Source organism: Roseobacter denitrificans OCh 114 (assembly GCF_000014045.1).
Taxonomy (GTDB): Bacteria; Pseudomonadota; Alphaproteobacteria; order Rhodobacterales; family Rhodobacteraceae; genus Roseobacter; species Roseobacter denitrificans.
The window spans coordinates 1,173,957-1,199,399 of record NC_008209.1; the positions used below are offsets into that span (position 1 = coordinate 1,173,957).

The following is a 25,443-nucleotide window of genomic DNA, read 5'->3' on the forward strand; positions in this document are numbered from 1 at the left end:
TTTTTGAAAAAAATGATGAATGCCGCTGATAAAATGTCGTAACTTCCACCGATCAGGGCAGGGTTGGCGACAAAAGATACATCGCTTGAAGGCCCAAACCCGGTTTCACATTGGGCAGGGCGCGTGCGAATGCCTGCTCCATCGTACCTTCGGTAAACAGCTCGCTCAGCCCGCGATCGACAACCAGGCGAAACTCCGTGTCACCGCGCGCCATGGCAAGCCCCTGCTTTTCCACCGTCAACAGTTGATCAAAAACCTTTAATTCATTGGCCACTTCGCTTTGCATGACCATGTTCATCAAGATGGACTGATCCGCGAAATACGCAGCGATCTCGTCCTGCTCCAGCGCGGCCATACCTGTTGGGTGATCATCGAAGATCACGACTTCCGCCGCGATATCCGCCGCCGCAAGTGAGTTTTGCAATGCTTCCAGCGTGGTCGTCGCAGCGCGGACGCCCACCTTCATGCCTGCCAGTCCCTCCAGCGAATCAGGCCCGCCTTTTTTGAGCACAACGACGGTTCCGTCAACATAAATGGGTACGGAAAAGTCCACCAATTCGCGGCGTTCAAGCGTAATTGTGGCAGCACCACACAGAAGGTCGATATTGCCATTTGCGACTTGTTCAAAACGGTCCTCTGCAGTCACTGACCGAAAGATGATTTCCAGATCGGGAACTTCGACTTCGGCAGCAATTTTTGAAGCCAGTGCATAGCAGACTGTGGGCGTGTACCCTTTGGGTTCGTTTTCGCCCAAATACGAAAGGGGGGCTGCGTCGGTGCGAAAGCCGATCACCAACTGTCCGTTTTGTTTAATTCGCTCAAGCGTTTGAGCATGGGCTGCGGCGGGAATGAGGAGTGCTGCGATCAAAGCGGCAAGGAGAGGGCGCATGTTTGAGTGTCCTGTTTGGAGGTATTGTTTTACGCGTTCAATAAAGCCTAGCAGATAAAAATAGAAGTTACCGCCGGAAAATCGGCGGTATCTGTATTTTATCGCACCTCGCGCGCTATTCCGCCCAAGGTGTCAGCCCACGTCCTTATAGCTGATTTCGCGCGCGTCCTTGCCTGCCTTTTCGCGCCGCACCAGCAGGCGGTTCAAGGCGTGGATATAGGCGCGCGCCGAGGCTACCACCGTGTCCGTGTCTGCCGACTGCCCCGTGACGATACGGCCCTCTTCCTCCATCCGCACCGAAACGGTTGCCTGCGCATCCGTGCCTTCGGTCACTGCATGCACCTGATAAAGCTGAAGGCGTGCCGAATGCGAAACCAGTGCCTTGATTGCATTGAAGGACGCATCAACCGGGCCGTCCCCGGTTTGTGTGGTGGATTTCTCTACACCGTCGATGTTCAGCACAAGGTCAGCTTGCTGAGGGCCGTGGGTGCCGCAGACGACGCGCAGCGACACCAGTTTGATCCGGTCGTTTTCAGGGTCCGTCGCCGTGCGCATCAAGGCGATCAGATCGTCGTCATAGATCTCTTTCTTGCGGTCCGCCAACGCCTTGAAACGCACAAAGACGTCCTTGAGCTGGTTGTCGCCCAATTCAAAACCGAGGTTCTCCAGCTTGGAGCGCAACGCTGCGCGCCCTGAATGTTTGCCCATCACGATATTGGTTTCGGTCAGGCCAACATCCTCGGGGCGCATGATCTCAAAGGTTTCCGCGTTCTTGAGCATGCCGTCCTGATGGATGCCGGATTCATGCGCAAAGGCGTTCTTGCCGACGATCGCCTTGTTGAACTGCACCGGGAAGCCGGACACAGCAGCGACACGGCGCGAGATATTCATGATCTTGGTGGCGTCGATGCCGGTGTGAAACGGCATGATGTCATTGCGCACTTTCAGGGCCATCACGACCTCTTCCAGCGCTGTATTCCCTGCACGTTCGCCAAGGCCGTTGATCGTGCATTCGATCTGGCGCGCGCCCGCTTCGACGGCGGCAAGGCTGTTGGCCGTGGCCATGCCCAGATCATTGTGGCAGTGGGTGGCAAAGGTGATCTCATCTGCGCCCGGCACTCGTTCAAGCAGCATCGAGATGAGCGCTGCGGATTCGCGCGGCGCCGTATAGCCGACGGTGTCGGGGATATTGATCGTGGTGGCCCCGCATTTGATGGCAATTTCCACCACCCGGCAGAGGTAATCCTCTTCGGTGCGGGTGGCATCCATGGGCGACCACTGCACATTGTCGCACAGGTTGCGCGCGTGGGTCACGGTCTGTTCGATCCGTTCGGCCATCTGGTCCATATCGAGGTTCGGAATGGCGCGGTGCAGGGGGGACGTCCCGATAAAGGTGTGGATGCGCGGGCGTTTGGCGTGTTTCACGGCCTCCCAACATCTGTCGATGTCCCCGATCTGGGCGCGCGCCAGACCACAAATCACCGATGTCTTGGCGTTGCGCGCTATTTCAGAGACAGCGGCGAAATCGCCCTCTGACGCAATGGGAAAGCCTGCTTCGATGATATCGACACCCATTTCATCCAGCAGCCCGGCGATCTCAAGCTTTTCCGAATGGGTCATGGTCGCACCCGGGCTTTGTTCGCCGTCGCGCAATGTCGTGTCAAAGATCAATACGTGATCCTGTTTCGTCGTATCTGTCATGGTGTATCTTTCGTTCTGTGCTTCAATCCGTGGCGCGCAACACATCCCTCTGAGCGGGCGCGCCGAAGGGCACGCTCAGAGGCGGATTAGCAGCAGTAGGGCAGCCGTGGCGCGCAGGGTGCGTGCGGTCGCGATAATATGTTCTGACTGTACCATGGGTCGGATTTATACAGCAGCTTGGCAAAATGGAAAGAGGCTTTGTCCTGTTTGCCTGCGCCGGGGTTGAAGGCGCGCTTGCGCCTTCTAGGTCGCTGAGAATGAAAAATGTTTTGATACTTGGGGCGTCCGGCGGGATCGGTGCGGCGCTCACAGCCGCCTGCAAAGCGCGCGGCGACGTGGTTACGGGGCTGTCGCGCAGCGGTGATGGTTTTGATATAACGGATGACGCTTCAGTCGCGCAGCATCTGGCCTCGCTCAGCGCGCCGTTTGATCTGATCATCGTGGCAACAGGGGCCTTGGAAATAAATGGCGCAGTCCCGGAGAAGTCGATCCGGAACGTCACTGCGCAGGCGATGCTGGATCAATTTGAACTCAATGCGGTCGGGCCTGCGCTGGTGCTGAGCCATGCTGCGCGGTTACTGCCCCGCGACCGCCCGTCGGTTTTTGCCGTGCTCTCCGCGCGGGTCGGTTCCATCGGTGACAACAAGATAGGCGGATGGATCAGCTATCGCAGCGCGAAGGCGGCGGTCAATCAGGTGGTGCGCACGGCGTCCATCGAATTGGCACGCACGCATCCGCAGTCCGTTTGTGTGGCCCTGCATCCCGGCACGGTCCAGACGGCCTTTACCGAGAAATACCTCGGCCGGCATCCGTCGGTGCCAGCGTCCGAGGCGGCGCATAACCTGTTGCGCGTCGTCGATGGCTTGTCTGCGGCGCAGACGGGCCGGTTTTTCGACTGGGCAGGCAAGGAGGTTGCGTGGTGAGCCGCCTCGTTCTGGTGCTGGGGGACCAGCTGTCCGAAAGCCTCAGCGCGTTGCAGGCGGGCGACAAGTCGCACGATACTGTTGTGATGGCCGAGGTCGCAGATGAAACCTCCTATGTGCAGCACCACCCGAAAAAGATCGCATTGATCTTTGCGGCCATGCGGAAATTCGCGCAACACCTTCGAAATGAGGGTTGGAACGTTGCCTATGCGCAGCTGGATGACAGCGAAAACGCCGGGTCCATTGTTGGTGAGCTGTTGCGCCGGGCAGAGCAGACCGGGGCGCAAACCGTATTGGCCACAGAGCCGGGGGAGTGGCGTCTCATCACGCTTCTCAAAGAGGCGCCGTTGCGGGTCGAGGTGCTGCCGGATGATCGTTTTCTTGCGTCTCATCAGGAGTTCGAAGACTGGGCCGACGGGCGCAAGCAGTTGCGGATGGAGTATTTCTATCGCGAGATGCGGCGCAAGACGGGTCTGCTGATGGAGGGCGATCAACCCAGCGGCGGCAAGTGGAATTTTGATCACGACAACCGCAAACCGGCACCAGATGAGATTACATTTGACGGGCCACTGCGGTTCGAGCCGGATGACACCGTGCAAGAGGTTCTTGACCTTGTGGAGGCGCGCTTTTCAAATCACTTTGGCAGGCTGCGTCCCTTCTGGTTTGCGACTTCCCGCGCCGAAGCGCTGCAACAGTTGGATCATTTCATCGAAAACGGCCTGCCTAAATTTGGCGATTTTCAGGACGCGATGCTGAACGACAACCGGTTCTTGTATCACGGTCTGATCTCAACTTCGCTGAACATCGGATTGTTGACCCCGCTTGAGGTCTGCACCGCCGCCGCGCGTGCCTATGAACAGGGCGATGCCCCCATCAACGCGGTGGAAGGCTTCATCCGGCAGATCATCGGATGGCGCGAATATGTGCGCGGCATCTATTTTCTGGAAGGGCCCGATTACACAGGCCGCAACGTTCTGGGGCAGAGCCGCGATTTACCGGATGTCTATTGGGGCGGCAAAACGGACATGAACTGCATGGCCAAAGCTGTGGGCCAGACCCGCGAAGAGGCCTATGCCCATCACATCCAACGCTTGATGATCACCGGGAATTTCGGCTTGCTGGCCGGGGTCGACCCGCAGCAGATGCATGAATGGTATCTGGCCGTATACGCGGACGCATTCGAATGGGTCGAAGCGCCCAACACTGTCGGTATGAGCCAGTTTGCCGACGGGGGTATCATCGCCTCCAAACCCTATGTCAGCAGCGGTGCCTATATCAATCGCATGTCGGATTACTGCAAATCCTGCAGTTATAAAGTGGCACAGAAAACCGGCGACACGGCCTGCCCGTTCAACCTGCTTTATTGGCATTTTCTGGACCGTCACCGCGCGCGTTTTTCCAATAACGCGCGGATGGGCAACATGTATCGTACATGGGACCGGATGGATGCCGAAAGACGCGAGACGGTGATTGCGCAGGCGGATGCGCTGTTGGCGCGCCTCGACGCGGGCGAGGCCATCTGACCGCGATGTTCTACCCGCCGTCTTTCAGGATGCCGTTTTCCCATTCGCCGGAGTTTTCCTCGCCCGTTGCATAGCGCATGGTGCCGGTCCCTTGCCGTTTTCCGGCGCGGAACATGCCTTCGTAGACATCGCCGTTTGCGTAGGTCGCAACACCGATGCCTTCGATCTCGCCGCTGACCCATGCCCCGACATAGGAAAAACCGGAAGGCATATCGATACGGCCTTGCCCGTCCCGCTGCCCACCCGCAAAGCCGCCGGTGTAAACGGTCCCATCCGGATAGGTGGCGGTGCCTTGGCCATGGCGTTGCCCGTCCAGCCATTCGCCCTCATAGCGATACCCATCCGCATAGGTCATCACGCCTTGCCCGTGGTTGCGGGCATTTCGGAAACCGCCCTCATAGACGACGCCATTTGCATATACCGCCTTGCCTACGCCGTCGATCACCCCGTCCTTCCACTCGCCCTCATAGGTGGAGCCATCGGGGTAGGTGATCAGCCCCTGACCATCCGCCTGTCCTGCGGACAACGACCCCACATAGACCGAGCCGTCAGGATAGGTCACGCGACCTTCGCCTTCGATTTCGCCGGCAACCCATGACCCGACATATTTATAGCCGTCCTGCGCGATGAAGGTCCCCTGGCCCTCGCGCAGATCATTGGCGAATTCGCCTTCATAGGTATCGCCATTGGCGTATGTCACCTTGCCGGTGCCCTCGCGACGCCCTGCCACCAGTTGCCCCTCGTAGACATCGCCATTGGCCTGCGTCAGCTTGCCGGTGCCGTCGATCTGCCCATCGCGCCACAGGCCCACGTAGATCAGCCCGTCCGGCATGGTCAGCGTGCCTTCGCCTTCGCGCTTTCCATTGGCGACGCTGCCCTCGTAAACGGCCCCATCCGGGTAGGTGATCGTGCCCATGCCCTGTTTGACGCCATCCACCCAGTCGCCCTGATACTCATATCCACCGGGGCTTTGCATCGTGCCCTTGCCGTGATGTTTGGCGTTGCGAAAGCTGCCCTCATAGCGCACGCCGTTTGCATAAAGCGCGATGCCGCGCCCCATGATCGCGCCACCTTGCCATTCGCCCTCATAGGTGCCGCCATCGGCAAAGGTGATCCGGCCAAAGCCTTCGGGTTTTCCTTTCGCGAAAAGCCCTTCGTAAACCGACCCGTTCGGGAAACGGGCAATACCCTCGCCCTTGATTTCCCCATCAACCCACTGGCCGGTGTATTCATAACCATTGGGCAGTTTGTAGGTGCCCGTGCCATGCTGCACCCCGCCTTTGAATGTCCCCTCATAGACACCACCGTCTTCGTATTGTTTGGTTTGTGTCTCGCCGTCCTGCGCCAAAAGCGGCAGGGGCAATAGGGCAAGGCAAAGGCTCAGGCGGCGAAGTGTCATGATTACCCTTTATGTTCTGGCAAACTGCGGCGGGGTGTTGGGGTGCAATTTAGGCAATGGGCCGGGCAGGGGCAACGCCCTTTTGCCGCAATAGGCGGGGTTGGGCTTTCATCGGCGGCACGATCTGCTACATGGTTCAAAATCAGGCAGGCGGGCAGGCAAAAGGGCCTTATCCATGGCGGATCGTTTTCGAATTACTCTGGGTCAGATGAACCCGACGGTGGGCGATCTGGCCGGTAACGCCGCACTCGCGCGCGAGGTCTGGGAAGCGGGCAAAACCGCCGGGGCCGATCTCGTCGCGCTGCCCGAGATGTTCATCACAGGCTATAACGCGCAGGATCTGGTGATGAAGCCCGCGTTTCAACTGGATGTGGCGCGACACGTCGACAGGCTGGCGCAAGACTGTGCGGACGGGCCGACGCTGGCCATCGGTGCCCCATGGGTTGAAGGTACGCGGCTGTACAATGCCTACCTGATCCTGAAGGGCGGCAAAATCGTCAGTCAGGTGCTCAAGCACCATCTGCCCAATGAGACTGTTTTTGACGAAGTACGCATTTTTGATGCCGGACCGCTTGGTGGGCCCTATTCCGTGGGCAATTCACGCGTTGGCAGCCCGATCTGCGAAGACGCGTGGCACGAGGATGTGGCGGAAACGCTGGCAGAAACCGGGGCCGAGTTTTTACTCGTGCCCAATGGATCGCCCTATTATCGCGGGAAATTCGACACCCGCCTGAACCACATGGTGGCCCGCGTCATCGAAACCGAATTGCCGCTGATCTACCTCAATATGGTGGGCGGTCAGGACGATCAGGTGTTTGACGGGGCCAGTTTCGGGCTGAACCCCGGCGGCAATCTGGCGGTGCAACTGCCGGTTTTCGATGAGGCGGTCGCACATGTCGATCTTGAACGCGGGCCTCAAGGGTGGCGGATTGTTGAGGGGGAAAAAGCACATCATCCGGATGCCTGGGAGCAGGATTACCGCGTGATGGTGCAGGCGCTGCGCGATTATTGCCGCAAGACAGGGTTTGGCAAAGTGCTGCTCGGGCTGTCGGGCGGGGTCGATTCCGCCCTTGTTGCGGCCATTGCGGTTGATGCCTTGGGGGCGCAGAACGTGCGTTGCGTGATGCTGCCGTCGGAATACACTTCGGCGGAATCGCTGGAGGATGCCGAGGCCGTCGCGAAGGCGCTCGGGTGTCACTATGATTACGTGCCGATCACCGAAGGGCGCGCCGCCATTGAACAGACTTTGGCACCGCTTTTCGAGGGGCGCGGCGCGGATTTGACCGAGGAAAACATCCAATCCCGGCTGCGGGGCTTGTTGTTGATGGCCATGTCCAACAAGTTCGGCGAGATGCTCTTGACCACCGGGAATAAATCCGAGGTGGCCGTGGGTTATGCGACCATCTATGGCGACATGGCGGGCGGGTATAATCCGATCAAGGACCTCTACAAAACCCGCGTGTTTGAGACCTGTCGGTGGCGCAACAAGACCCACCGTGACTGGATGAAAGGCCCGCAGGGCGAGGTGATCACGCCGCGCGTGATTGACAAACCGCCCTCCGCCGAGCTGCGCGCAGATCAAAAAGACAGTGACAGCCTGCCTGATTACCCGGAACTGGACCGGCTGCTTGAGATACTGGTCGACCGGAATGGCTCCATCGAGGATTGTGTCGCCGCAGGCAGTGATGTGGAGACGGCCAGGAAGATCGAACACCTGATTTATATCAGTGAATACAAACGGTTCCAGTCCGCACCGGGTGCGCGTCTGACCAAAGGGGCGTTCTGGCTGGACCGTCGCTATCCGATTGTGAACCGCTGGCGGGACCGGGGCTGAAAGCGGTCCACATCCCGGTTATTGATGATGCGAAACGCAAAACTGTGATTTGCCAAAGGGTATCGCCACCTGTTTTGAAGGACACATCATCAAGGAATGGGTTTTATGATCTTGCGCGGTTTGTTTTTGTTCGCACTGGCGTTCTTTGCCTTTCCGGCGGCGGCCTGTGGGCCTGACAGCGATTGTATGATTGGTGAGCGGCACTACCGCATTGCATTGCCGCAAGGCTATGACGCCAGCGTGCCGGTGCCAGCCATCGTCTTTGCGCATGGCTATCGTGGCTCTGCGCGGGGTGTCATGCGCAACCGGTCCCTGCGGGCACTGGCCTCTGACCTCGGGGCGGCGCTGATTGCGGTCAAATCAGGCGATCAGGACTGGGTGATCCCGAATGCCCCGCGTCATCTTGATACAGACGGCGCGGCCGAATTCGCCTATTTCGACGCGGTGCTGAGCGATGCGGCAACCCGGTTTGCCATTGATAGGGACCGCATTGTCGCCACCGGGTTCAGCGCCGGGGGCATGATGGTGTGGAACCTCGCCTGCGCGCGGCCTGACATGTTCGCGGGGTTCGTGCCGATTGCGGGAACCTATTGGTTGAAACCTCCGGCGACCTGTGCGGCTCCTGCGGCCAGCATCATCCACATCCACGGGGATCAGGACAAGACGGTGCCCTTGCTGGGCCGCCCGATTGGCCCGACCAAACAGGGCGAAGTGCCCGCAGCACTTGATATGTACGAGGCGTTTGGCGGTTTCGGCAGCGCCAGTGCCGTGCAATATGGCGGGCTAAGCTGCAAGGAGCAGCGCAATGAGACCGGTGAACTTCTGGCGTTCTGCCTGTTCAGGGGCGGGCATTCGTTTCGCACCGAGCATCTGCGCCATGGTTGGGAGCAATTGCAAAAGGCAGGGCAGCTGTAACAGCCACCCTGCACTAGGCTCAGAGCATCAGCTGGTAGCTGTGCGGCACATAGGTGAACCCGCTGTCTCTGGTTTCGACATACCCGACGCCGGGCCAGGGCATGTGATAGCCCACAAATGCAACCTTATCCGCGGCAAGCATGTCCAGGATTTTGCGACGCATCGCGGCGGCGGCGGGTTTATCCATGTCGAATTTCACCTCCCAGTCTGGATGCCCGAGGGACCAGATGTAGTGGTTGGCGAAATCCGCGCCGAGGTAAAGCTGCGTGCCCTCGCTTTCGATCATGTAGTTCATGTGACCGGGCGTGTGACCGAAAGCGCCCATTGCTGTCAGCCCTGAGGCAACCGTACCACCATCTTCGAGGAAGGTCATCTTCTCGGCGAAGGGAACAACCTTGGATTTGAAGCGGTCATTGTCTTGTGCGGCCCAGGCGTCATATTCGATGCGCCCGGTCACATAGCGCGCATTGGCAAAGGTTGGGCTGCCATCCTCAAGCGTCATGCCGCCAATATGATCGCCGTGCATGTGGGTCAAAACAACCACGTCGATCAGATCCGCGGTGTAGCCAGCCGCTTCCAGCGCTGCCACGGTGCCGACGCCGGAGAGGCCGGTGTCAAACAAGACCAGTTCGCTGCCGGTATTTACAACCGTCGGCGTAAAGAAAAACTGCGCCTTGTCCGTGGGCAGGTTTGCAGCGGCAGAGACGCTGTCAAAGGTCTCTTTGTCTACGTTCAGGCCGAAAATACTGTGCGGATCATCGCGCGGCACGGTGCCAGCCAAGAGCGTGGTGACGTCAAACCCGCCGACCTTGAGCCGCTGGAAGGGTGACATCTGCGCGCCGGTGATCGGGGGCGCGGCGTAGCCTGTTCGGGCTGTGACGGCAGCGAGCGGCAAGGCAGCCGCGCTGGCGAGTGCCGTGCGGCGCGAAATCTTGGGTGTGTTGGACATCAGGATTCTCCGAGGATTGTTATCCCGTGGCAACATAGGGCAGAATGTCGCGGGAGCCATGGTTTTCGGCTTGGCGGTCCTTCACGATTTCGCGCGAAAGTTGACCAAGGTGCTTGATTGCGCTGCTGGACAATTACACGACCCTGTGACAACACCGCGCCAACAGGAGACAGCAAATGACCACCACCCGTTTCGCCCCGTCGCCCACCGGCTACATCCATATCGGTAACCTGCGCACGGCTTTGATGAACTACCTGATCGCGCGCAAGGCGGGCGGTACGTTCATCCTGCGCATTGACGATACAGACCCCGAAAGGTCCAAAGAGGAATATGTCGATGGCATCAAGCAAGACCTTGAATGGCTCGGCTTGCATTGGGACCGCATCGAGCGTCAGTCGCTGCGCCTTGATCGTTATGCGCAGGCCGCTGACAAACTGCGGGACATGGGGCGGTTTTACGAGGCTTTCGAGACACCGACCGAACTGGACCTCAAGCGCAAGAAACAACTGAACATGGGCAAACCGCCGGTCTATGACCGGGCTGCACTGGAGTTGTCGGATGCTGAAAAGGACGCCTTGCGCGCCGAACGCGGTGCGGGTGTTTGGCGGTTCAAGCTTGAGCGGGAACGCATTGAATGGGCCGATGGCATTCTGGGCGACATTTCGATTGATGCGGCCTCCGTCTCCGATCCGGTGCTTATTCGCGGGGATGGTCAGATCCTCTATACGCTGGCCTCCGTGGTGGATGACACGGAGATGGGTGTGACGAATGTGGTGCGCGGCTCGGATCATGTAACCAATACCGCGACACAAATTCAGATCATCAACGCGCTAGGCGGCACGGTTCCCGACTTCGCGCATCACTCGCTGCTGACCGGCCCGCAGGGCGAGGCGTTGTCAAAACGTCTGGGCACGCTGGCCCTGCGCGATCTGCGCGAAAACGGTGTGCAGCCCGCAGCCTTGCTGAGCCTGATGGCGCGGCTTGGTTCCAGCGACCCGGTCGAGTTGCAAACCGACATGGCCGACCTGATCGAGGGGTTTGACATCTCGCGCTTTGGCTCCGCACCGACGAAATTCGATGCCGATGATCTTTATCCGCTGACCGCGCGCTATCTGGCGGGTCTGCCTCTGGCCGATGTGGCGGGTGATCTGTCCGCAGCGGGCGTACCCGATGACATGGCGGCACAATTCTGGGATGTGACGCGCGAGAATATCACCACGCTCAAGGATATTGGCCCGTGGTGGACCCTGATGCGCGATGGTGCGGAGCCGCAGATCGACGACGAAGACCGCGAATTTGTCGCCGAGGCGCTGGCGCTTTTGCCGGACGGCCCCTTTGATGCGACGACCTGGGGCACATGGACCGCCGCCGTCAAGGAAAAGACCGGGCGCAAGGGGCGCGCATTGTTCATGCCGCTGCGCAAGGCCCTGACAGGTCAGAGCCACGGGCCGGACATGTCGGGGCTGATGCCGCTGTTGCAGGTCGTCAAGGCCCGCCGATGAGCTGCGCGCGCCCGGTTCATGGCTGAGGCGCAGGCGAAATTCCTGACGGGGAACCTGTTTCGCCATGTTTCAGTGATGTCACTGACCTCATCCGTGGGGTTGATGGCGATTTTCGTGGTCGATTTCATCGACATGATTTTTATCGCGATGCTGGGCAAGGCGGAACTGGCCGCCGCCGTGGGCTATGCGGCGACGGTGCTGTTTTTTACCACGTCTTTCGGGATCGGCATGGCGATTGCCGCCGGGGCGCTGGTGGCGCGCGCACTTGGTGCCGGTGATGCGCAACTCGCATCAGAGCGCAAGACCCATGCGCTGACCTATGGCGCGGTTTTTGGCGTCATTTTCGCAGCACTGGTCTGGATGAACCTCGCCCCGATTGTGGATTTGTTGGGGGCAACGGGGCGCACGGCCGAGCTTGCGGTGCAGTATTTGCGGATTGTCGTGCCCAGCCTGCCGTTTCTGATGATCGGCATGATGGGGGGTGCGATTTTGCGCGCGCATGGGGATGCTCGCCGGGCGATGATGGCGACGATTTATGGCGGGTTGGTCAATGCCGTGCTCGATCCCATTCTGATCTTTGGCCTCAATCTGGAACTTACCGGTGCCGCTCTGGCGTCAGTCGCTGCGCGCATAGTCATTGCGGTCACGGCGATCATGCAGATTGTGCGGCATTACGGTGGTGTCGGGCGGCCCCATCCGCATGGTCTGCTGCGGGATTTGCCCCCGATTGCCGCGATTGCCTTCCCCGCCGTTCTGACGCAGCTTGCCACCCCGGTCGGACAGGCCATCGTGACCCGCGCCATGGCCGAGTTTGGCGAAGCCGCCGTTGCCGGAATGGCGATTGTCGGACGGCTCAGTCCGCTGGCCTTTGGCTTGATCTTTGCCCTGTCCGGGGCTGTCGGGCCGATCCTCGGGCAGAACTACGGCGCGCGCAATTTCGAGCGTGTGCAAGCAGGTCTGACATCTGCCTTGCTCTTTACGGCACTTGTCAGCGTTGTCGTTTCATGCGTGCTTTTCGCCTTGCGCAACCCGATTGCCGATCTCTTTCTGGCGCGCGGGATTACGCGGGACCTTGTCTTTTTGTTCTGTGGCCCGCTGTCGCTGTTGTTCTTTTTCAACGGAGTGTTGTTCGTGGCCAATGCGACGTTCAACAACCTGGGCCATCCTTTTTTTTCGACCTTCCTCAACTGGGGGCGCAACACTGTGGGCATGATCCCTCTTGTGCTGCTGGGGTCCAGCTTTTTCGGAGCGCAGGGGGTTCTGGTCGGGCAGGCCGTGGCTGGTGTGATTTTTGGTCTGCTGGCTTGGTGGCTGGCGCGGCGCGTGATTGCCCGCGCGCCGCAGGAAATCGCCGCGGCAGAGGCGAAACCCTCAGAATTTGGGCGGCAGGGTCGCCTCATGTCGCTCTTGTATCTGCGCCGATAAACGATCGAGGTTGTCATCGACCAGCGCGGTCTGTGCCCGCGTTAGCTTTTGGTGGCGCGGATAGATAGGATCGGCGCGGTCGTTGAGGATGGGCGTGTGCCAATTGTCCGTTGTGTCAAAGAAATGCCGCACACCGGAGTCGCCGTAGACCTCGTGGAACCCCTGAACCACGACATCAAGATAGCTGAGCAGGATGCGGTGGCTGTTGTTATCGGTCATATCTTCCGGGGCCACGGCATAAACGGCGATCTCGGGCTGGTGTGGCAGCGCGTGATCCACGTGCTCTGAGGCCGGCAGGCGGGCATACCCGCCCTCGCGTGCATCAAGGGCTGCCCAATCGGCGCCGGGCACATGTGCAATCAGCCCGTCGATACGATGCCCCGGTGCCGGCACGCCAGTCAGCAGAACAACACCGTAGCGGGGCGTGGCAACCCATGCCCTGCGCCACCCGCGCAGTGTCGCGGGCTGCGGGTTCGGATAGTCGTGGCTTTTGGTATTCACAAGGCTGCCATAGCCAAAGAAGTAGGGGTCGTTCATCTGTGCCTCTTTGGTTTCACGCCGCACAGTCAATCATGGGTGTTTGTGCTTCACAAGGGGACTTGACCAACACGCATGGGGCGGCATAGCGTGACATCATCCACCACGGGAGAACCGGCGAAAGTGCCGGTGCCGAAGGAGCAACCGCCCCGGAAACTCTCAGGCCAAAGGACCGTCGTGGTGTCAGAACTCTGGAGAGAGATGCGCGAGACGCATCCGCCGAAGGGATAACGATCTCAGGCGAAAAGACAGAGGGGGCATTCAGGCGCAGGTCACAGGGCTGCGCGGGGGATGCCGTTGTTTGTCTGATTGCAGCACCGGCGACGAATTGGAGGCCGGATGACACGTCTGAAACGGACGCCACTTTTTGATCTGCATGCAGAGCTTGGCGCGAAGATGGTGCCCTTTGCAGGCTACGAGATGCCCGTTCAATACCCGATGGGGGTCATGAAAGAGCATCTGCACACGCGCGGCCGTGCCGGGCTTTTCGATGTCAGCCATATGGGGCAGGTGCTCCTGTCTGGTCCCTCATGGGACGCGGTTGCGCTTGCCTTTGAGGCTTTGGTGCCCGTGGATGTGCTGGGCCTTGCGGATGGGCGGCAACGCTATGGGTTTTTCACCAATGACGCAGGCGGTATCGAGGATGATCTGATGTTTTCCCGACGCGGCGATGCCCTGTTTGTGGTGATCAATGCCGGGTGCAAGGACGCGGATCTGGCCCTGATGCGCGCGGGTTTGCCCGATGACATCACCCTTACCGAGTTGAGCGACCGGGCCTTGCTGGCCCTGCAGGGACCTGCGGCGGGCAGTGTGATCGCGTCTCTGGATGCGCGCGCAGCTGCGATGCGTTTCATGGACACATGCGAGTTATCGCTCTGCGGGCATACGGTCTGGGCCTCCCGGTCCGGGTACACGGGCGAGGACGGTTTTGAAATCTCCGTTCACGCGGACGAAGCCGTGGCGCTGGCGCAGCGGCTTGTTGAGGACGCAGAGGTTGCGCCCATCGGACTTGGCGCGCGGGATTCCCTGCGGCTTGAAGCGGGTCTGTGCCTTTACGGAAATGATATAGATGCGGCGACAGGTCCGGTTGGTGCCGGTCTGTCCTGGGCCATTCAGAAAGTGCGCCGTCCCGGTGGCGCACGCGCTGGCGGCTTTCCCGGCAGCAAGGCGATCTTTGATGAAATAGCCCAAGGCCCGGCGACAAAACGCGTCGGATTGCGCCCCGAAGGGCGCGCGCCCATGCGTCAGGGCGTGGCGCTGTTTGCCAGCGCCGAAGGGGGCGCGCAGATCGGCTCGGTCACCTCGGGCGGTTTTGGCCCCTCGGTGCAGGGTCCGGTTGCGATGGGATATGTCGATACCGATTTTGCCACCACCGGCACCGCGCTCTGGGGTGAGGTGCGCAGCAAGCGCATGGGGCTGAAGGTCGTTGACCTGCCGTTCGTTCCCGCAGGATTTAAACGTTAGAAAACAGGAGACAGGCCATGAAATTCACAGAAGAGCACGAATGGTTGCGCCCGGACGGTGACGAAATCATCGTGGGCATCACGACACATGCCGCCGAACAGTTGGGCGATGTCGTGTTTCTGGAACTGCCCGAAGAGGGCACAACCGTCAGCAAGGATGATGAGGTCGTGGTGATCGAAAGTGTCAAGGCGGCCAGTGATATTCTGGCCCCCATTGATGGCGAGATTACCGAGGTGAACACGGCACTTGCCGACAATCCGGGCGCGGTCAACGAGGACCCGCAGGGAGAAGCCTGGTTTTTCAAGATGAAACCCAGCGATCCATCCCAGATGGACGATTTCATGGATGAAGCCGGCTATCAGGCGTTTATCGCCTGACCCGCTGCGTCCGATGCGCCTGACCCCCGCCAGCACAGAGAGAATGATCCGATGAGTTTCAAGCCGATAGACTATCTGCCCTATGATTTTGCCAACCGGCGCCATATTGGCCCATCCCCTGCGGAAATGACGCAGATGCTGGAGGTGACGGGTGCTGCAAACCTTGATGCGCTGATGGATGATACGCTGCCCGCCGCGATCCGCCAGAAAGAGCCATTGGCTTTTGGCAAGGCGATGTCGGAACGTGAGGTGCTGGAGCATCTGCGCCGGGTCGCGTCAAAGAACCAGGTGTTGACGTCGCTGATCGGGCAGGGGTATTACGGCACGGTCACACCGCCCGCGATCCAGCGCAATATCCTTGAAAACCCGGCGTGGTATACGGCCTATACCCCCTATCAGCCCGAGATTTCGCAAGGCCGCCTCGAAGCGCTTTTGAACTTCCAGACCATGGTTTCCGATCTGACCGGGCTTGAGGTTGCCAACGCATCCCTGTTGGATGAGGCCACCGCCTGTGCCGAGGCGATGACCATGGCGCAGCGGGTGTCGAAATCCAAATCCAAGGCGTTCTTCGTGGACCGGGATTGCCACCCGCAGAACATCGCCGTGATGCAAACCCGCGCCGCCCCCTTGGGCATTGAGATTATCGTCGGCAATCCTGACAAGATGGACGCCGAAGCCGTCTTTGGCGCGATCTTTCAGTATCCCGGCACCTATGGTCATGTGAATGATTTCACCGACCATATGGCGGCGTTGCATGCCCATAAGGCGATCGGCATCGTATCGGCTGACCCACTGGCGCTGACGCTGTTGAAAGAACCCGGCGCAATGGGCGCGGATATCGCCGTCGGCTCGACCCAGCGGTTTGGTGTGCCAGAGGGCTATGGCGGGCCGCACGCGGCCTATATGGCCTGCCGGGATGCCTATAAACGCGCCATGCCAGGGCGCATCGTGGGCGTGTCTGTCGACAGTCACGGGCACCGGGCCTACCGGTTGTCGCTGCAAACGCGCGAGCAACACATTCGGCGCGAAAAGGCAACGTCCAATGTCTGCACGGCACAGGCGCTGCTGGCGGTCATGGCGTCCATGTATGCGGTGTTCCACGGACCCGAAGGCCTGCGCGCCATCGCGCAGCGCATCCACCGAAAAGCCGTGCGCCTTGCAAAAGGGCTGGAAGAGGCCGGGTTCACAGTCGATCCGCAAGCGTTTTTCGACACGATCACGGTGGACGTGGGGCCGTTGCAGGCAGCGGTGATGAAATCGGCGGTGGATGAAGGGATCAACCTGCGGCGCGTGGGGGAAACCCGCGTGGGCATCAGCCTCAACGAACGTTGCCGCCCGGATACGCTTGAGGCGGTCTGGCGCGCCTTCGGCATCACGCGGGCCGATAATGATTTTCGGCCCGACTACCGCTTTCCAGAAGAAATGCTGCGCACGTCCGATTATCTGACGCATCCGATCTTTCACATGAACCGGGCCGAGACCGAGATGATGCGCTACATGCGTCGCCTGTCCGACCGGGATCTGGCGCTTGACCGGGCGATGATCCCGCTGGGCTCCTGTACGATGAAACTGAATTCGGCGGCAGAAATGATGCCGGTCAGCTGGCGCGATTTTTCGCTGCTGCATCCCTTTGCGCCGGTGGATCAGGCCAAAGGCTATACAGAGATGATTGACGATCTGAGCGCCAAGCTGTGCCAGATCACCGGCTATGACCAGATTTCGATGCAGCCGAATTCCGGCGCGCAGGGGGAATACGCCGGACTGCTGAGTATTGCGGGCTATCACCGCGCGAATGGGGAAGCGCATCGCAACATCTGCCTGATCCCGATGAGCGCGCATGGCACCAACCCTGCATCGGCCCAGATGGTGGGCTGGACTGTCGTGCCGATCAAATCGGCGGACAATGGCGATATCGACATGGCAGATTTTGCCGCCAAGGCCGAGCAACATGCCGCCAACCTTGCGGGCTGCATGATCACCTATCCCTCCACCCATGGGGTGTTCGAAGAGACCGTGACCGAGGTTACACGGATCACCCATCAGCATGGCGGTCAGGTCTATATCGACGGGGCGAATATGAACGCGATGGTGGGGCTGAGCCGTCCGGGCGATCTGGGCGGGGATGTGAGCCATTTGAACCTGCACAAGACCTTTTGCATCCCGCATGGCGGCGGTGGGCCGGGCATGGGGCCGATTGGCGTCAAATCCCATCTTGCGCCTTTCTTGCCGGGGCATGAGATGACCGGCGGGGGGGAAGGGGCTGTTTCGGCAGCGCCATTCGGGTCGCCTTCGTTGTTGCCGATCAGTTGGGCCTATTGCCTGATGATGGGCGGGGATGGTCTGACGCAAGCGACGCGGGTCGCGATCCTGAACGCGAATTACATCGCCAAACGGCTTGAGGGCGCGTTCGACGTGCTTTATCGCGGGCCGACGGGACGGGTGGCGCATGAATGTGTGATTGATGTGCGCCCCTTTGAAAAATCCGCGGGTGTGAGCGTCGAAGACATTGCAAAACGTCTGATCGACTGCGGGTTCCATGCGCCAACGATGAGCTGGCCCGTGGCGGGGACACTGATGGTTGAGCCAACCGAGAGCGAAACCAAGGCCGAACTGGACCGGTTCTGTGACGCAATGCTCGCGATCCGCGCCGAAATCGCTGACATCGAAGAGGGCCGCATGGACGCTGCGAACAACCCGCTGAAAAACGCGCCCCACACTGTCGATGACCTCGTCAGCGATTGGGATCGCCCCTACAGCCGCGATCAGGGGTGTTTCCCGCCAGGCGCATTCCGCGTGGACAAATACTGGCCGCCGGTCAACCGGGTCGACAATGTGTTTGGTGATCGGCATCTGGTTTGCACCTGCCCGCCCATGGAAGACTATGCCGAAGCAGCGGAGTAGCGTCTGGTTGCTGTGACAAGGGTGCGGGGTGGGGGCTGCCGCTATGTCATTCCAGCGTGCGCAGCACGCGCGAGGGTTTGGCATTGAGCGGGGTCCAGGCGAAGGCCAGCCCCGCCAGCGTGGTGGCAAGAATACCGCCGAGCACGATGCCAATCGCAGAGGGCCAGATCACGATAAAGGATGTGTCGAGGATATAGACGCTGACCACCCAGCCGCCCAAAATGCCGGCCGTCAGAGCCACGAGCCCTGCACCCCCGCCCAGCAGTGCGGAGCGGACCGCAAAACTTGCCAGAATGGAGCGGCGCGAGGCCCCCAGCGTTTTGAGAACGGCGGCTTCATAGACCCGCGCGCGGGTCCCGGCGGCAGCAGCGCCGATCAGCACCAGAAACCCGGTCAGCAGCGTTGCAGCGGCACCGTAGGAGGTGGCCGTCGCCAAGCCGCCAAGCGCGTCTGCCACCCGGTCAATGGCATCGCGCACACGGATGGCCGTGATGTTGGGATAGCGCGAGGCAAGGTCACGCAGGATTTCAGCCTCCGCCGTTTCTTCGGCATAGACGGTCGAGATGAAACTATGCGGTGCGCCCGCCAAGGCACCGGGGTTCATGGCGAGGATGAAACCGATGCCGGCGGTGGAAAAATCAACCTCCCGGAAACTGGCAAGCGTGCCTGTGATGTCACGCCCCAGGATATTGATGGTCATCGTGTCGCCAAGGCGCAGCCCCATCTCTTCGGCCTCTTCGGCGGCAAAGCTGATCAGGGGTGGCCCGCTATAGTCATCGGCCCACCATTCCCCCGCTGTCAGCCGCGTGTTTTCGGGCATGGCAGCGGAATAGGTCACACCACGATCGCCCTGCAAGACCCAATGATCCCCGGCTGTTTCTGCGGCGGGGGCCCCGTTGATCCGGGTGATGATCCCACGCAGCATCGGGGCGGATTGAATGCGGCTGACAGCGGGGTCGCTTTCCAGTCTGTCGGTGTATCCGTCGATCTGGTCTTTCTGGATGTCGACAAAGAAATAGCTTGGCGCGACGTCGGGCAGGTTGCCCGTGATGGCATTGCGCAGGTTGCCGTCAATCTGCCCGACGGCAGCAAGCACCGACAGCCCAAGGCCCAGCGACAGGACGACCGATGTGGCCCCTTCCTTGGGGCCGGAAATGGCCGACAGCGCCCAGCGGAGCCTTGGTTTGCCCCGTGACAGCGCCTTGCCCCGTTTTGACAGAACCCGGATCAGGAACGCGGCCCCGGTCAGCAAAACCAACGCGCCCGCGATACCCCCGGCGGTCAGCAGCGTCAGCCACCATGTGCCCGAGAACCACCCGGCCACGCCCAACAGAACCGCGAGCGCCAGCAACGTGATCGCGATATAGCGGGGGGCCGGCAGTTTCTGACCGGTGCTGAGCGCGTCGCGAAACAGGGTGGCGGCGCGGACGTCCTCGGTGCGGGCGAGGGGCCACAGGGTGAATATGAATGCGGTCAGCAGCCCGTAAACCGCCGCTTCAAGTAAAGGGGCGGGGTAGATGGCGAATGCGGCGGGGATGGGCAATTGCGCTGCAATCAGCGGGGCGAGCGCCACAGGGATCAGCGCCCCAAGGAGGAGGCCGAGCACAACACCAAGGACCGAAAGCGCACCGATCTGCAGGAAGTACGTCAGGAAGATCGTTTTGCGTTCTGCGCCAAGGGTGCGCAAGGTGGCGATCACGCTGGTCTTTTGTGATAGATAGGCCTGCACGGCCGACGACACGCCCACGCCCCCGACCGCAAGGCCCGACAGCCCGATCAGCACGAGGAATGCGCCAAGGCGATCCACGAATTCCGAGATGCCCGGCGCGCCGTTGCGGGCATCGGTCCAGCGCACGCCGGTTTCGGCAAAGGTGAGGGCGGCCTCGTTTTTGAGTTGCTCAAGGTCCGTGCCGGGGTCTACCGCCAGACGGTATTTGGTGGAAAAGAGGGTGCCGGGGGCCAGCAGGGACGAGTTCTCAAGGCTCGTGGTCAACACGATGGTGCGTGGCCCGAGGGCAAAACCACCCGCAGCCCCATCCGGTTCGCGGGTCAGCACGGCGGAGAGGTGAAATTCCTGCGTGCCTAGCGCAAAGCGATCCCCGACGGACAGGCCGAGACGGTCCATCAGGACACGTTCCATCACCGCGCCGGGCAAACCTCCGTGGCTGCCCAAGGCAACATCAATCGGAATTTGCGGCTCGAGCCCCACGGTCCCGATCAGGGGGTAGGCGCTGTCGACCGCCTTGATCTGCGTCAGCGCACGGCTGTCGCCGACGACCGCCATGGAGCGGAAATCCGCGATTTCAGAGACAGCGCGGGCGGCGTCCTGCATCCATGCGCGTTCGTCCTCTGATGCAAAGCGGTAGGTGAAATCAAGCTCTGCATCCCCGCCGAGCAGTGCTGCTCCTTCGCGGGCCAGACCAGCCTCGATGCTGACGCGCACGGTGCCGATGGCGGCAATCGCGGCCACGCCTAGTGCGAGGCAAGCCAGAAAGATGCGAAACCCCCGCAAGCCACCGCGCAATTCACGCCGGGCAAACCGCGCTGCGACCGCGAGGCTCATTGAGCGGCCTGTTCCATCGGGTCAATCTGCCCGTCGGACAGGCGGATGATCCGATCACAACGGTTCGCCAGCGTGGTGCTGTGGGTCACAAGGATAAGCGTCGCCCCGTGCCGGTCGCGCAACCCGAACAACAGGTCGATGATGGCCGCCCCATTTGCGCCGTCGAGGTTGCCTGTGGGTTCATCCGCCAGCAGGATGGCGGGGCGCGGTGCGGCGGCGCGTGCAAGTGCTACGCGTTGCTGTTCGCCGCCCGACATCTGCGCGGGGTAGTGGTCAGCCCGATGGGCGAGGCCCACCACATCGAGCTCCGCGCGCGCCTTGTCATAGGCATCAGGATCGGCGGCCAGTTCCAGCGGCGTTGCCACGTTTTCCAGTGCCGTCATTGTCGGGATCAGGTGAAAGGACTGAAACACCACGCCCATATGCGCGCGCCGGAAACGGGCCAGCGCGTCTTCGCTCATATCGCCCAGATCATGACCCAAGGCTGTGACGCGCCCCCCGGTGGGCCGTTCCAGCCCGCCCATCAGCATCAAGAGCGAAGACTTCCCGGACCCGGATGGCCCGATCAGCCCAAGGCTTTCGCCCTTGTGAACCTCAAAACTGATCGAACGCAGAATTTCCACAGGCCCTGCATTGCCATCCAGTGACAATGCTGCATCTGTGAGGGTGTAGATGGGGTCAGGCATGAGATACCACAGGTTGTTGGCTTCCCTCTGGCATATGGAGCTTGGATCAGAATGCGCAAGTTAATCGGATGTTTTGTCGTTTGTTTTCCAACGTGGGGCGCTGCGGATGGCGTTGTGATCGCGGCCCTCGGCGATAGCCTGACGCAGGGCTATGGGCTGGTGCAGGAGGAGGGCTTCGTGCCGCAACTGCAGGCCTGGCTGGACAGGGAAGGCATCGCGGCGCGGGTGATCAACGCAGGTGTCTCGGGCGACACAACGGCTGGCGGGCTGTCGCGGGTGGCCTGGACCCTTACACCAAAGGTGGATGCGATGATCGTGGCCCTTGGCGGCAACGATCTTTTGCGCGGGATTGACCCGGCCGAAAGCCGCCGCAACATCACGGGAATTCTGGAGGCGGCAGCGGCGCAGAGCGTGGAGGTGTTGCTGGTGGGCATGCAGGCACCGGGTAACTTCGGCCCCGATTTCAAGGCGGAATTCGATGCGATTTATCCTGAGCTTGCGTCAGAATTCGGTGTTTTATACGCGGCAGATTTTTTTGAAGGTTTGTCCGTCGTCGGGGGCGATCCAGCGAGCGTGCGGGCATTCATGCAACCGGATGGTATTCACCCCAATGCACAGGGTGTCATGCGCATCGTTGAGGCGCTCGGGCCGGATGTGGCGGAACTGGTGGCACAAGCCGGATCGCGATAGGCCCCGCTACAAAAGAAAACGGGCGCCGGAAAGCGCCCGAATGACCCGCTAAAAGCCTGTTTTACGCAATTGCAAGATCGCTGGCGCTTTCGCGGCCATCGCGGCTTGTTTCGATTTCAAACGTGACTTTCTGGTTGTCGGCCAGCCCGGTCAGACCTGCCCGCTCAACCGCGGAAATATGGACAAAAATGTCCTTGCCGCCAGAGTCTGGCGCGATGAAGCCGTAGCCTTTTGTGGTGTTGAACCATTTCACGGTGCCTGAAGCCATATCCGTGTCTCCTAAAGAAAACCTGCCCGCAGGATGCGGCAGCGCGGTTCGGCTTAAATCAATTGATAAACAGTGTCGTTTCAGGCGGGCCGAAAGCAGCAGTGGTCGTTTAATTCTCGCGTCACGGGTAAAATCTTGGCCTTTTCTCGCACGATTTCAAGTTATTTCTTTTGTCGTCGCCGGATGTTTTTGTTTATGGGCAAGTAACCGCCGGAGCGGCATTTTATTGGTTCATGTCTGTTAATGCGCCGATGGGTCCGGATGCGTTTTCACGCTCCGGGCCGAGAATCGGGGCAGCGGCGTATGGGCACTGAAACAGGGCGCTACTGTGGGTCCGGTCCGAATACGACGGACGGCATTTGGGCCGGGTGCAGGACGTTCATTCTGCTTCCTCCTCCATCAGGATCGGGGCGGTCGGCAGGGGGTTAGGCATTTTGTATTCCGGTTTGGCTTGCTCGGCCAACTCTTCTTTGGCTGCGCGGGCCTGTTCTTCGGCGCGCGTTGCGTCCAAGGCGGCTGCCTGCGCCATCTGTTCGGCCTTTTGTGCCAGAAAGGCCGTGGCCGGATCGCTTTCTGATTGTGCCTCTACCACGGATTTTGGCGATGGATACTGTACCTGCACCTCACCGCGCGCGCGCTCCAAAAGGCTGGTGAGATGCGCGCCACCGGTGCCTGTGCCGTTCCCGGCACCTTGCCCCGACTGATCGGATGCAAGACCCGCGTCCGCACTGTTTGATGTTGTGGACACTGGCAGTGTTGCCTGCCCTGAAAATGTGTTGCCATCCATGTTTACGCCGGCTGCTGGCTGCGGCGCATAGGGATTGATAAGTGAAACTGCTGTCATTGTAGGCTCCGATACAAAGTCCATTTCGGCGCCCGCCACCCGGTGAACATTAAGGCTATGTAAATATGAACAAGCGGTTAATTCGGTTTTGTGGTGCGCTTGCGTGGTTAACAAAGTGCTAACATCGGATTGTCCAAAGGGCCCAAATGACGCTTTGACGAAGCAGGAAACTGATGTCTGCGTTCAAAATTACCTGAGGTTGAGGGGCGTGCATGTATCGAAAGGTTTTATTTAACCATATGGTATTAAATAATTTTTTATGTTATGGCTTTAAAGAGTGCTGCTGAAATGGAATACATCGCGCGGTGCTTTGTGCGCATATATTAAAATATCGGTTTGCGGTCTGGACTTTAACTCTTCTGACCCCATCTTACTTGCTAAACTTTAAGTCGGGAGCGTCTACGGTAACATGACCAACATGGAAAACCTTGAGAATCACTTGAACGAGCATGAGCGCCAGCGACTGGTGAATGAGGCAGCGCTGAAGCAGCTGCAGCAGGATGAAACCCGCAGAGTTGCGCGCGGCTATGCTGTCATGGCCGCTGTGGTCGGTTACGGTGAAGGCGCGATGGGCGGTGGCACCTTCGGCAAAGTGAGCCATTTCGCCAAATTGTTCTGCATCGGATTTGCACTGCTCGCGCCGAGCCTGTTGGTCTGGCGGGTTCTGCTGTAACTCGGCTTACCCAGCACGTACAAAATGCAAAGTCGGCATGTGATTGCCGACTTTTTTGTCAAAGTTGTGGCGGTCAGGCCAGAGCAAGGTTCGTTGCGGACTGACGCCCGTCGCGACCGTCTTCAATGTCAAAAGTTACCTTTTGATTATCAGCCAGGCCGGTCAGTCCTGCACGTTCGACCGCAGAAATATGGACGAAAACGTCCTTTGATCCGCCATCGGGTGCGATAAAGCCGAAGCCTTTTGTTGTATTAAACCATTTCACGGTGCCTGTGGCCATATCCCGTGTCTCCTCTAAAGAATGCTATCCGCGTTTGTGCGATAACCTGGCGCAGTATATCTGTATCGAAGTCTGAGCGCCGTTTCATGGAGAGCAGGTCGAAGAAGACGTTTTGTGCGCGCTAACGATAGCAGAATTTCATCAAAATTGCAACCGAGCGCCGTACGCATGAAACCCAGCGTTGCGCGCCTGCTTGCCTGTCGCCCGGCGCAGGGGGCAGTGTGATGTTGTTCACAGACGTCTTTGACCCCCCGTGCTTAATTGATGAGGAACCATGTTTCCACTGGGCTGCGTCAGGGTGGCGTAGTGGTCAATGTGTTCATTCGGCGGGCACGCGGCTTTCTTCCTCCGCGATGTCTTTTCAACTCAACGGGTCGATCTTGTATCGGCCCGTTTTTTCTGCGTCAGCGCGACCGCCAAGCCCCTTGTTTTCATAATGATCTGGAACATGACGCGGGGCTCTTACGGCGCATGAACCGTGTCGATAAGTGCGGCGGGGTCATAGCCATTCTGGCTCAGGATCTCATCTGCTTTGGCGCGTGTCCCGGGCGTTATGTCCGGGCTGCGGGCGAGAATCCAGCCGGCGCGGCCGTTGGGCACACCGACGACCGCCGTCTGGTAGTCCTGATCGACCCACAACACCCAATAGGGCGCGCGCAGGAACGGGATGCGGTTGAACTGCACGGAAAGCTGGCCCGGCGCCTCGATGCGTGCATTGCCCTTGATCTGATCGAGCGGTCCGGACGGATCGCCCTGGCGACATTGGTTCACCACGGAAATCCTATTGGCATCAAGGGTTTGATAGGTGGCTGTGGTCGCGGTGCAGCCTTCCTGAAAGGACACGGGATAGCGCGCGATTTCATACCATTTGCCAAGATACTGCGCCGTGTCAAAATCGGCCTGCGCGACGATTGGCACGCTGGTGTCGCGATATTGTGTGCCGCAGGCGGTCAACAGAAGAAGGGCGCATAGGGCAAGTCTGTAGGGCATGAAATCTCCGTCCGGTTGAGTGCGGAAACCCTAGCGCAGAGGCGCCTTTTGCGACAGGCAAAAGTGCCATCGGCACAGGGTCGGCACGGCGTCGGTATCACGTCGGTGCG

22 protein-coding genes and 1 riboswitch are annotated in these 25,443 nt (G+C 60.0%); of the genes, 11 read left to right on the forward strand and 11 right to left on the reverse strand.

The features are described from left to right. Positions 1 to 52: 52 nt before the first annotated feature. Complete coding sequence (locus RD1_RS05580; RefSeq protein WP_011567479.1) at positions 53 to 889, reverse strand: amino acid ABC transporter substrate-binding protein; 837 nt, start codon at positions 887 to 889, stop codon at positions 53 to 55. A gap of 132 nt (positions 890 to 1,021) precedes the next feature. Further along, on the reverse strand, positions 1,022 to 2,590 hold the full coding sequence (locus RD1_RS05585; RefSeq protein ID WP_011567480.1) for a 2-isopropylmalate synthase: 1,569 nt from the start codon (positions 2,588 to 2,590) through the stop codon (positions 1,022 to 1,024). Positions 2,591 to 2,847: 257 nt separating this feature from the next. Between RD1_RS05585 and RD1_RS05590 the strand changes: the two genes are divergently transcribed. Beyond that, entirely contained in the window at positions 2,848 to 3,513 is a 666-nt protein-coding gene (locus RD1_RS05590) for an SDR family NAD(P)-dependent oxidoreductase (RefSeq protein WP_011567481.1), read from the forward strand. Next, positions 3,507 to 5,036, forward strand: coding sequence for a cryptochrome/photolyase family protein (locus RD1_RS05595; RefSeq protein WP_044032967.1), 1,530 nt, complete (start codon positions 3,507 to 3,509; stop codon positions 5,034 to 5,036). The genes RD1_RS05590 and RD1_RS05595 overlap by 7 nt, the downstream gene beginning before the upstream one ends. Before the next feature lie 10 nt (positions 5,037 to 5,046). Here the strand turns inward: RD1_RS05595 and RD1_RS05600 are convergent, their stop codons facing one another. Beyond that, positions 5,047 to 6,435, reverse strand: a complete 1,389-nt coding sequence (locus tag RD1_RS05600) for an MORN repeat-containing protein (RefSeq protein WP_011567483.1) — start codon at positions 6,433 to 6,435, stop codon at positions 5,047 to 5,049. 175 nt (positions 6,436 to 6,610) lie between these two features. Here RD1_RS05600 and RD1_RS05605 point away from each other — a divergent pair, with 175 nt between their 5' ends. Continuing rightward, complete coding sequence (locus RD1_RS05605) at positions 6,611 to 8,269, forward strand: NAD+ synthase (protein WP_011567484.1); 1,659 nt, start codon at positions 6,611 to 6,613, stop codon at positions 8,267 to 8,269. A 105-nt stretch (positions 8,270 to 8,374) separates the two neighbouring features. Continuing rightward, positions 8,375 to 9,184 carry an alpha/beta hydrolase family esterase gene (locus tag RD1_RS05610; protein ID WP_011567485.1) on the forward strand — a complete coding sequence of 270 codons (810 nt, stop codon included), beginning with the start codon at positions 8,375 to 8,377 and terminating at the stop codon, positions 9,182 to 9,184. Between the two features lie 19 nt (positions 9,185 to 9,203). Here RD1_RS05610 and RD1_RS05615 read toward each other — a convergent pair whose 3' ends face one another. After that, positions 9,204 to 10,133 (reverse strand): MBL fold metallo-hydrolase, encoded by a 930-nt coding sequence (locus RD1_RS05615; RefSeq protein WP_011567486.1) that lies wholly within the window; start codon positions 10,131 to 10,133, stop codon positions 9,204 to 9,206. A 176-nt stretch (positions 10,134 to 10,309) separates the two neighbouring features. On the opposite strand from RD1_RS05615, the gene gltX reads away from it, so the two are divergent. Together gltX and RD1_RS05625 are read left to right on the forward strand one after the other, a co-directional pair. Further along, complete coding sequence (gene gltX / locus RD1_RS05620; RefSeq protein WP_011567488.1) at positions 10,310 to 11,635, forward strand: glutamate--tRNA ligase; 1,326 nt, start codon at positions 10,310 to 10,312, stop codon at positions 11,633 to 11,635. An 18-nt stretch (positions 11,636 to 11,653) separates the two neighbouring features. Beyond that, positions 11,654 to 13,060, forward strand: a complete 1,407-nt coding sequence (locus tag RD1_RS05625; protein WP_044032968.1) for an MATE family efflux transporter — start codon at positions 11,654 to 11,656, stop codon at positions 13,058 to 13,060. On the opposite strand, the gene RD1_RS05630 is transcribed toward RD1_RS05625, so the two are convergent. Continuing rightward, a complete protein-coding gene (locus RD1_RS05630) occupies positions 13,007 to 13,597 on the reverse strand; it encodes a gamma-glutamylcyclotransferase family protein (protein WP_011567490.1) in 591 nt (196 codons plus the stop codon). The two genes, RD1_RS05625 and RD1_RS05630, sit on opposite strands and share 54 nt — an antisense overlap. Positions 13,598 to 13,693: 96 nt before the next feature. After that, positions 13,694 to 13,782: riboswitch (glycine riboswitch) on the forward strand. A gap of 154 nt (positions 13,783 to 13,936) precedes the next feature. Here RD1_RS05630 and gcvT point away from each other — a divergent pair. From gcvT to gcvP, 3 genes are read left to right on the forward strand one after another with little or no spacing between them, the layout of a single operon-like run. Continuing rightward, on the forward strand, positions 13,937 to 15,061 hold the full coding sequence (gene gcvT, locus RD1_RS05635; RefSeq protein ID WP_011567491.1) for a glycine cleavage system aminomethyltransferase GcvT: 1,125 nt from the start codon (positions 13,937 to 13,939) through the stop codon (positions 15,059 to 15,061). A gap of 17 nt (positions 15,062 to 15,078) precedes the next feature. Then, positions 15,079 to 15,438, forward strand: a complete 360-nt coding sequence (gene gcvH, locus RD1_RS05640; protein ID WP_011567492.1) for a glycine cleavage system protein GcvH — start codon at positions 15,079 to 15,081, stop codon at positions 15,436 to 15,438. 51 nt (positions 15,439 to 15,489) lie between these two features. Beyond that, the gene (gene gcvP / locus RD1_RS05645; protein ID WP_011567493.1) at positions 15,490 to 18,339 is read left to right on the forward strand and encodes an aminomethyl-transferring glycine dehydrogenase; all 2,850 of its coding nucleotides are present in this window, start codon (positions 15,490 to 15,492) and stop codon (positions 18,337 to 18,339) included. A 46-nt stretch (positions 18,340 to 18,385) separates the two neighbouring features. On the opposite strand, the gene RD1_RS05650 is transcribed toward gcvP, so the two are convergent. Then, positions 18,386 to 20,902: an ABC transporter permease gene (locus RD1_RS05650; RefSeq protein WP_011567494.1), complete on the reverse strand. Its 2,517-nt coding sequence runs from the start codon at positions 20,900 to 20,902 to the stop codon at positions 18,386 to 18,388. After that, positions 20,899 to 21,588, reverse strand: coding sequence for an ABC transporter ATP-binding protein (locus RD1_RS05655; RefSeq protein WP_011567495.1), 690 nt, complete (start codon positions 21,586 to 21,588; stop codon positions 20,899 to 20,901). The genes RD1_RS05650 and RD1_RS05655 overlap by 4 nt, the downstream gene beginning before the upstream one ends. Positions 21,589 to 21,639: 51 nt before the next feature. Here RD1_RS05655 and RD1_RS05660 point away from each other — a divergent pair, with 51 nt between their 5' ends. Beyond that, positions 21,640 to 22,278 (forward strand): arylesterase, encoded by a 639-nt coding sequence (locus RD1_RS05660; RefSeq protein WP_011567496.1) that lies wholly within the window; start codon positions 21,640 to 21,642, stop codon positions 22,276 to 22,278. A 61-nt stretch (positions 22,279 to 22,339) separates the two neighbouring features. On the opposite strand, the gene RD1_RS05665 is transcribed toward RD1_RS05660, so the two are convergent. Continuing rightward, entirely contained in the window at positions 22,340 to 22,546 is a 207-nt protein-coding gene (locus tag RD1_RS05665; RefSeq protein WP_011567497.1) for a cold-shock protein, read from the reverse strand. A gap of 379 nt (positions 22,547 to 22,925) precedes the next feature. Beyond that, on the reverse strand, positions 22,926 to 23,390 hold the full coding sequence (locus RD1_RS05670) for a hypothetical protein (protein ID WP_105880323.1): 465 nt from the start codon (positions 23,388 to 23,390) through the stop codon (positions 22,926 to 22,928). Between the two features lie 409 nt (positions 23,391 to 23,799). Between RD1_RS05670 and RD1_RS05675 the strand changes: the two genes are divergently transcribed. Further along, on the forward strand, positions 23,800 to 24,063 hold the full coding sequence (locus tag RD1_RS05675; RefSeq protein WP_011567499.1) for a hypothetical protein: 264 nt from the start codon (positions 23,800 to 23,802) through the stop codon (positions 24,061 to 24,063). A 73-nt stretch (positions 24,064 to 24,136) separates the two neighbouring features. Here the strand turns inward: RD1_RS05675 and RD1_RS05680 are convergent, their stop codons facing one another. Then, positions 24,137 to 24,343: a cold-shock protein gene (locus RD1_RS05680; RefSeq protein ID WP_011567500.1), complete on the reverse strand. Its 207-nt coding sequence runs from the start codon at positions 24,341 to 24,343 to the stop codon at positions 24,137 to 24,139. Between the two features lie 462 nt (positions 24,344 to 24,805). Beyond that, entirely contained in the window at positions 24,806 to 25,333 is a 528-nt protein-coding gene (locus tag RD1_RS05685; protein WP_011567502.1) for a lipocalin family protein, read from the reverse strand. Positions 25,334 to 25,443 lie beyond the last annotated feature (110 nt).

Bases quoted from the DNA above. Each gene is read 5' to 3' on its own strand.
- gltX (WP_011567488.1), top strand. From the start codon at position 10,310: ATGACCACCACCCGTTTCGCCCCGTCGCCCACCGGCTACATCCATATC.
- RD1_RS05630 (WP_011567490.1), bottom strand. From the start codon at position 13,597: ATGAACGACCCCTACTTCTTTGGCTATGGCAGCCTTGTGAATACCAAA.
- RD1_RS05585 (WP_011567480.1), bottom strand. From the start codon at position 2,590: ATGACAGATACGACGAAACAGGATCACGTATTGATCTTTGACACGACA.
- RD1_RS05680 (WP_011567500.1), bottom strand. From the start codon at position 24,343: ATGGCCACAGGCACCGTGAAATGGTTTAATACAACAAAAGGCTTCGGC.
- RD1_RS05685 (WP_011567502.1), bottom strand. From the start codon at position 25,333: ATGCCCTACAGACTTGCCCTATGCGCCCTTCTTCTGTTGACCGCCTGC.
- RD1_RS05610 (WP_011567485.1), top strand. From the start codon at position 8,375: ATGATCTTGCGCGGTTTGTTTTTGTTCGCACTGGCGTTCTTTGCCTTT.
- RD1_RS05600 (WP_011567483.1), bottom strand. From the start codon at position 6,435: ATGACACTTCGCCGCCTGAGCCTTTGCCTTGCCCTATTGCCCCTGCCG.
- RD1_RS05670 (WP_105880323.1), bottom strand. From the start codon at position 23,390: ATGACAGCAGTTTCACTTATCAATCCCTATGCGCCGCAGCCAGCAGCC.
- gcvH (WP_011567492.1), top strand. From the start codon at position 15,079: ATGAAATTCACAGAAGAGCACGAATGGTTGCGCCCGGACGGTGACGAA.
- RD1_RS05650 (WP_011567494.1), bottom strand. From the start codon at position 20,902: ATGAGCCTCGCGGTCGCAGCGCGGTTTGCCCGGCGTGAATTGCGCGGT.
- RD1_RS05660 (WP_011567496.1), top strand. From the start codon at position 21,640: ATGCGCAAGTTAATCGGATGTTTTGTCGTTTGTTTTCCAACGTGGGGC.
- RD1_RS05580 (WP_011567479.1), bottom strand. From the start codon at position 889: ATGCGCCCTCTCCTTGCCGCTTTGATCGCAGCACTCCTCATTCCCGCC.
- RD1_RS05590 (WP_011567481.1), top strand. From the start codon at position 2,848: ATGAAAAATGTTTTGATACTTGGGGCGTCCGGCGGGATCGGTGCGGCG.
- RD1_RS05655 (WP_011567495.1), bottom strand. From the start codon at position 21,588: ATGCCTGACCCCATCTACACCCTCACAGATGCAGCATTGTCACTGGAT.
- gcvT (WP_011567491.1), top strand. From the start codon at position 13,937: ATGACACGTCTGAAACGGACGCCACTTTTTGATCTGCATGCAGAGCTT.
- RD1_RS05625 (WP_044032968.1), top strand. From the start codon at position 11,654: ATGGCTGAGGCGCAGGCGAAATTCCTGACGGGGAACCTGTTTCGCCAT.
- RD1_RS05665 (WP_011567497.1), bottom strand. From the start codon at position 22,546: ATGGCTTCAGGCACCGTGAAATGGTTCAACACCACAAAAGGCTACGGC.
- RD1_RS05615 (WP_011567486.1), bottom strand. From the start codon at position 10,133: ATGTCCAACACACCCAAGATTTCGCGCCGCACGGCACTCGCCAGCGCG.
- RD1_RS05675 (WP_011567499.1), top strand. From the start codon at position 23,800: ATGACCAACATGGAAAACCTTGAGAATCACTTGAACGAGCATGAGCGC.
- gcvP (WP_011567493.1), top strand. From the start codon at position 15,490: ATGAGTTTCAAGCCGATAGACTATCTGCCCTATGATTTTGCCAACCGG.
- RD1_RS05605 (WP_011567484.1), top strand. From the start codon at position 6,611: ATGGCGGATCGTTTTCGAATTACTCTGGGTCAGATGAACCCGACGGTG.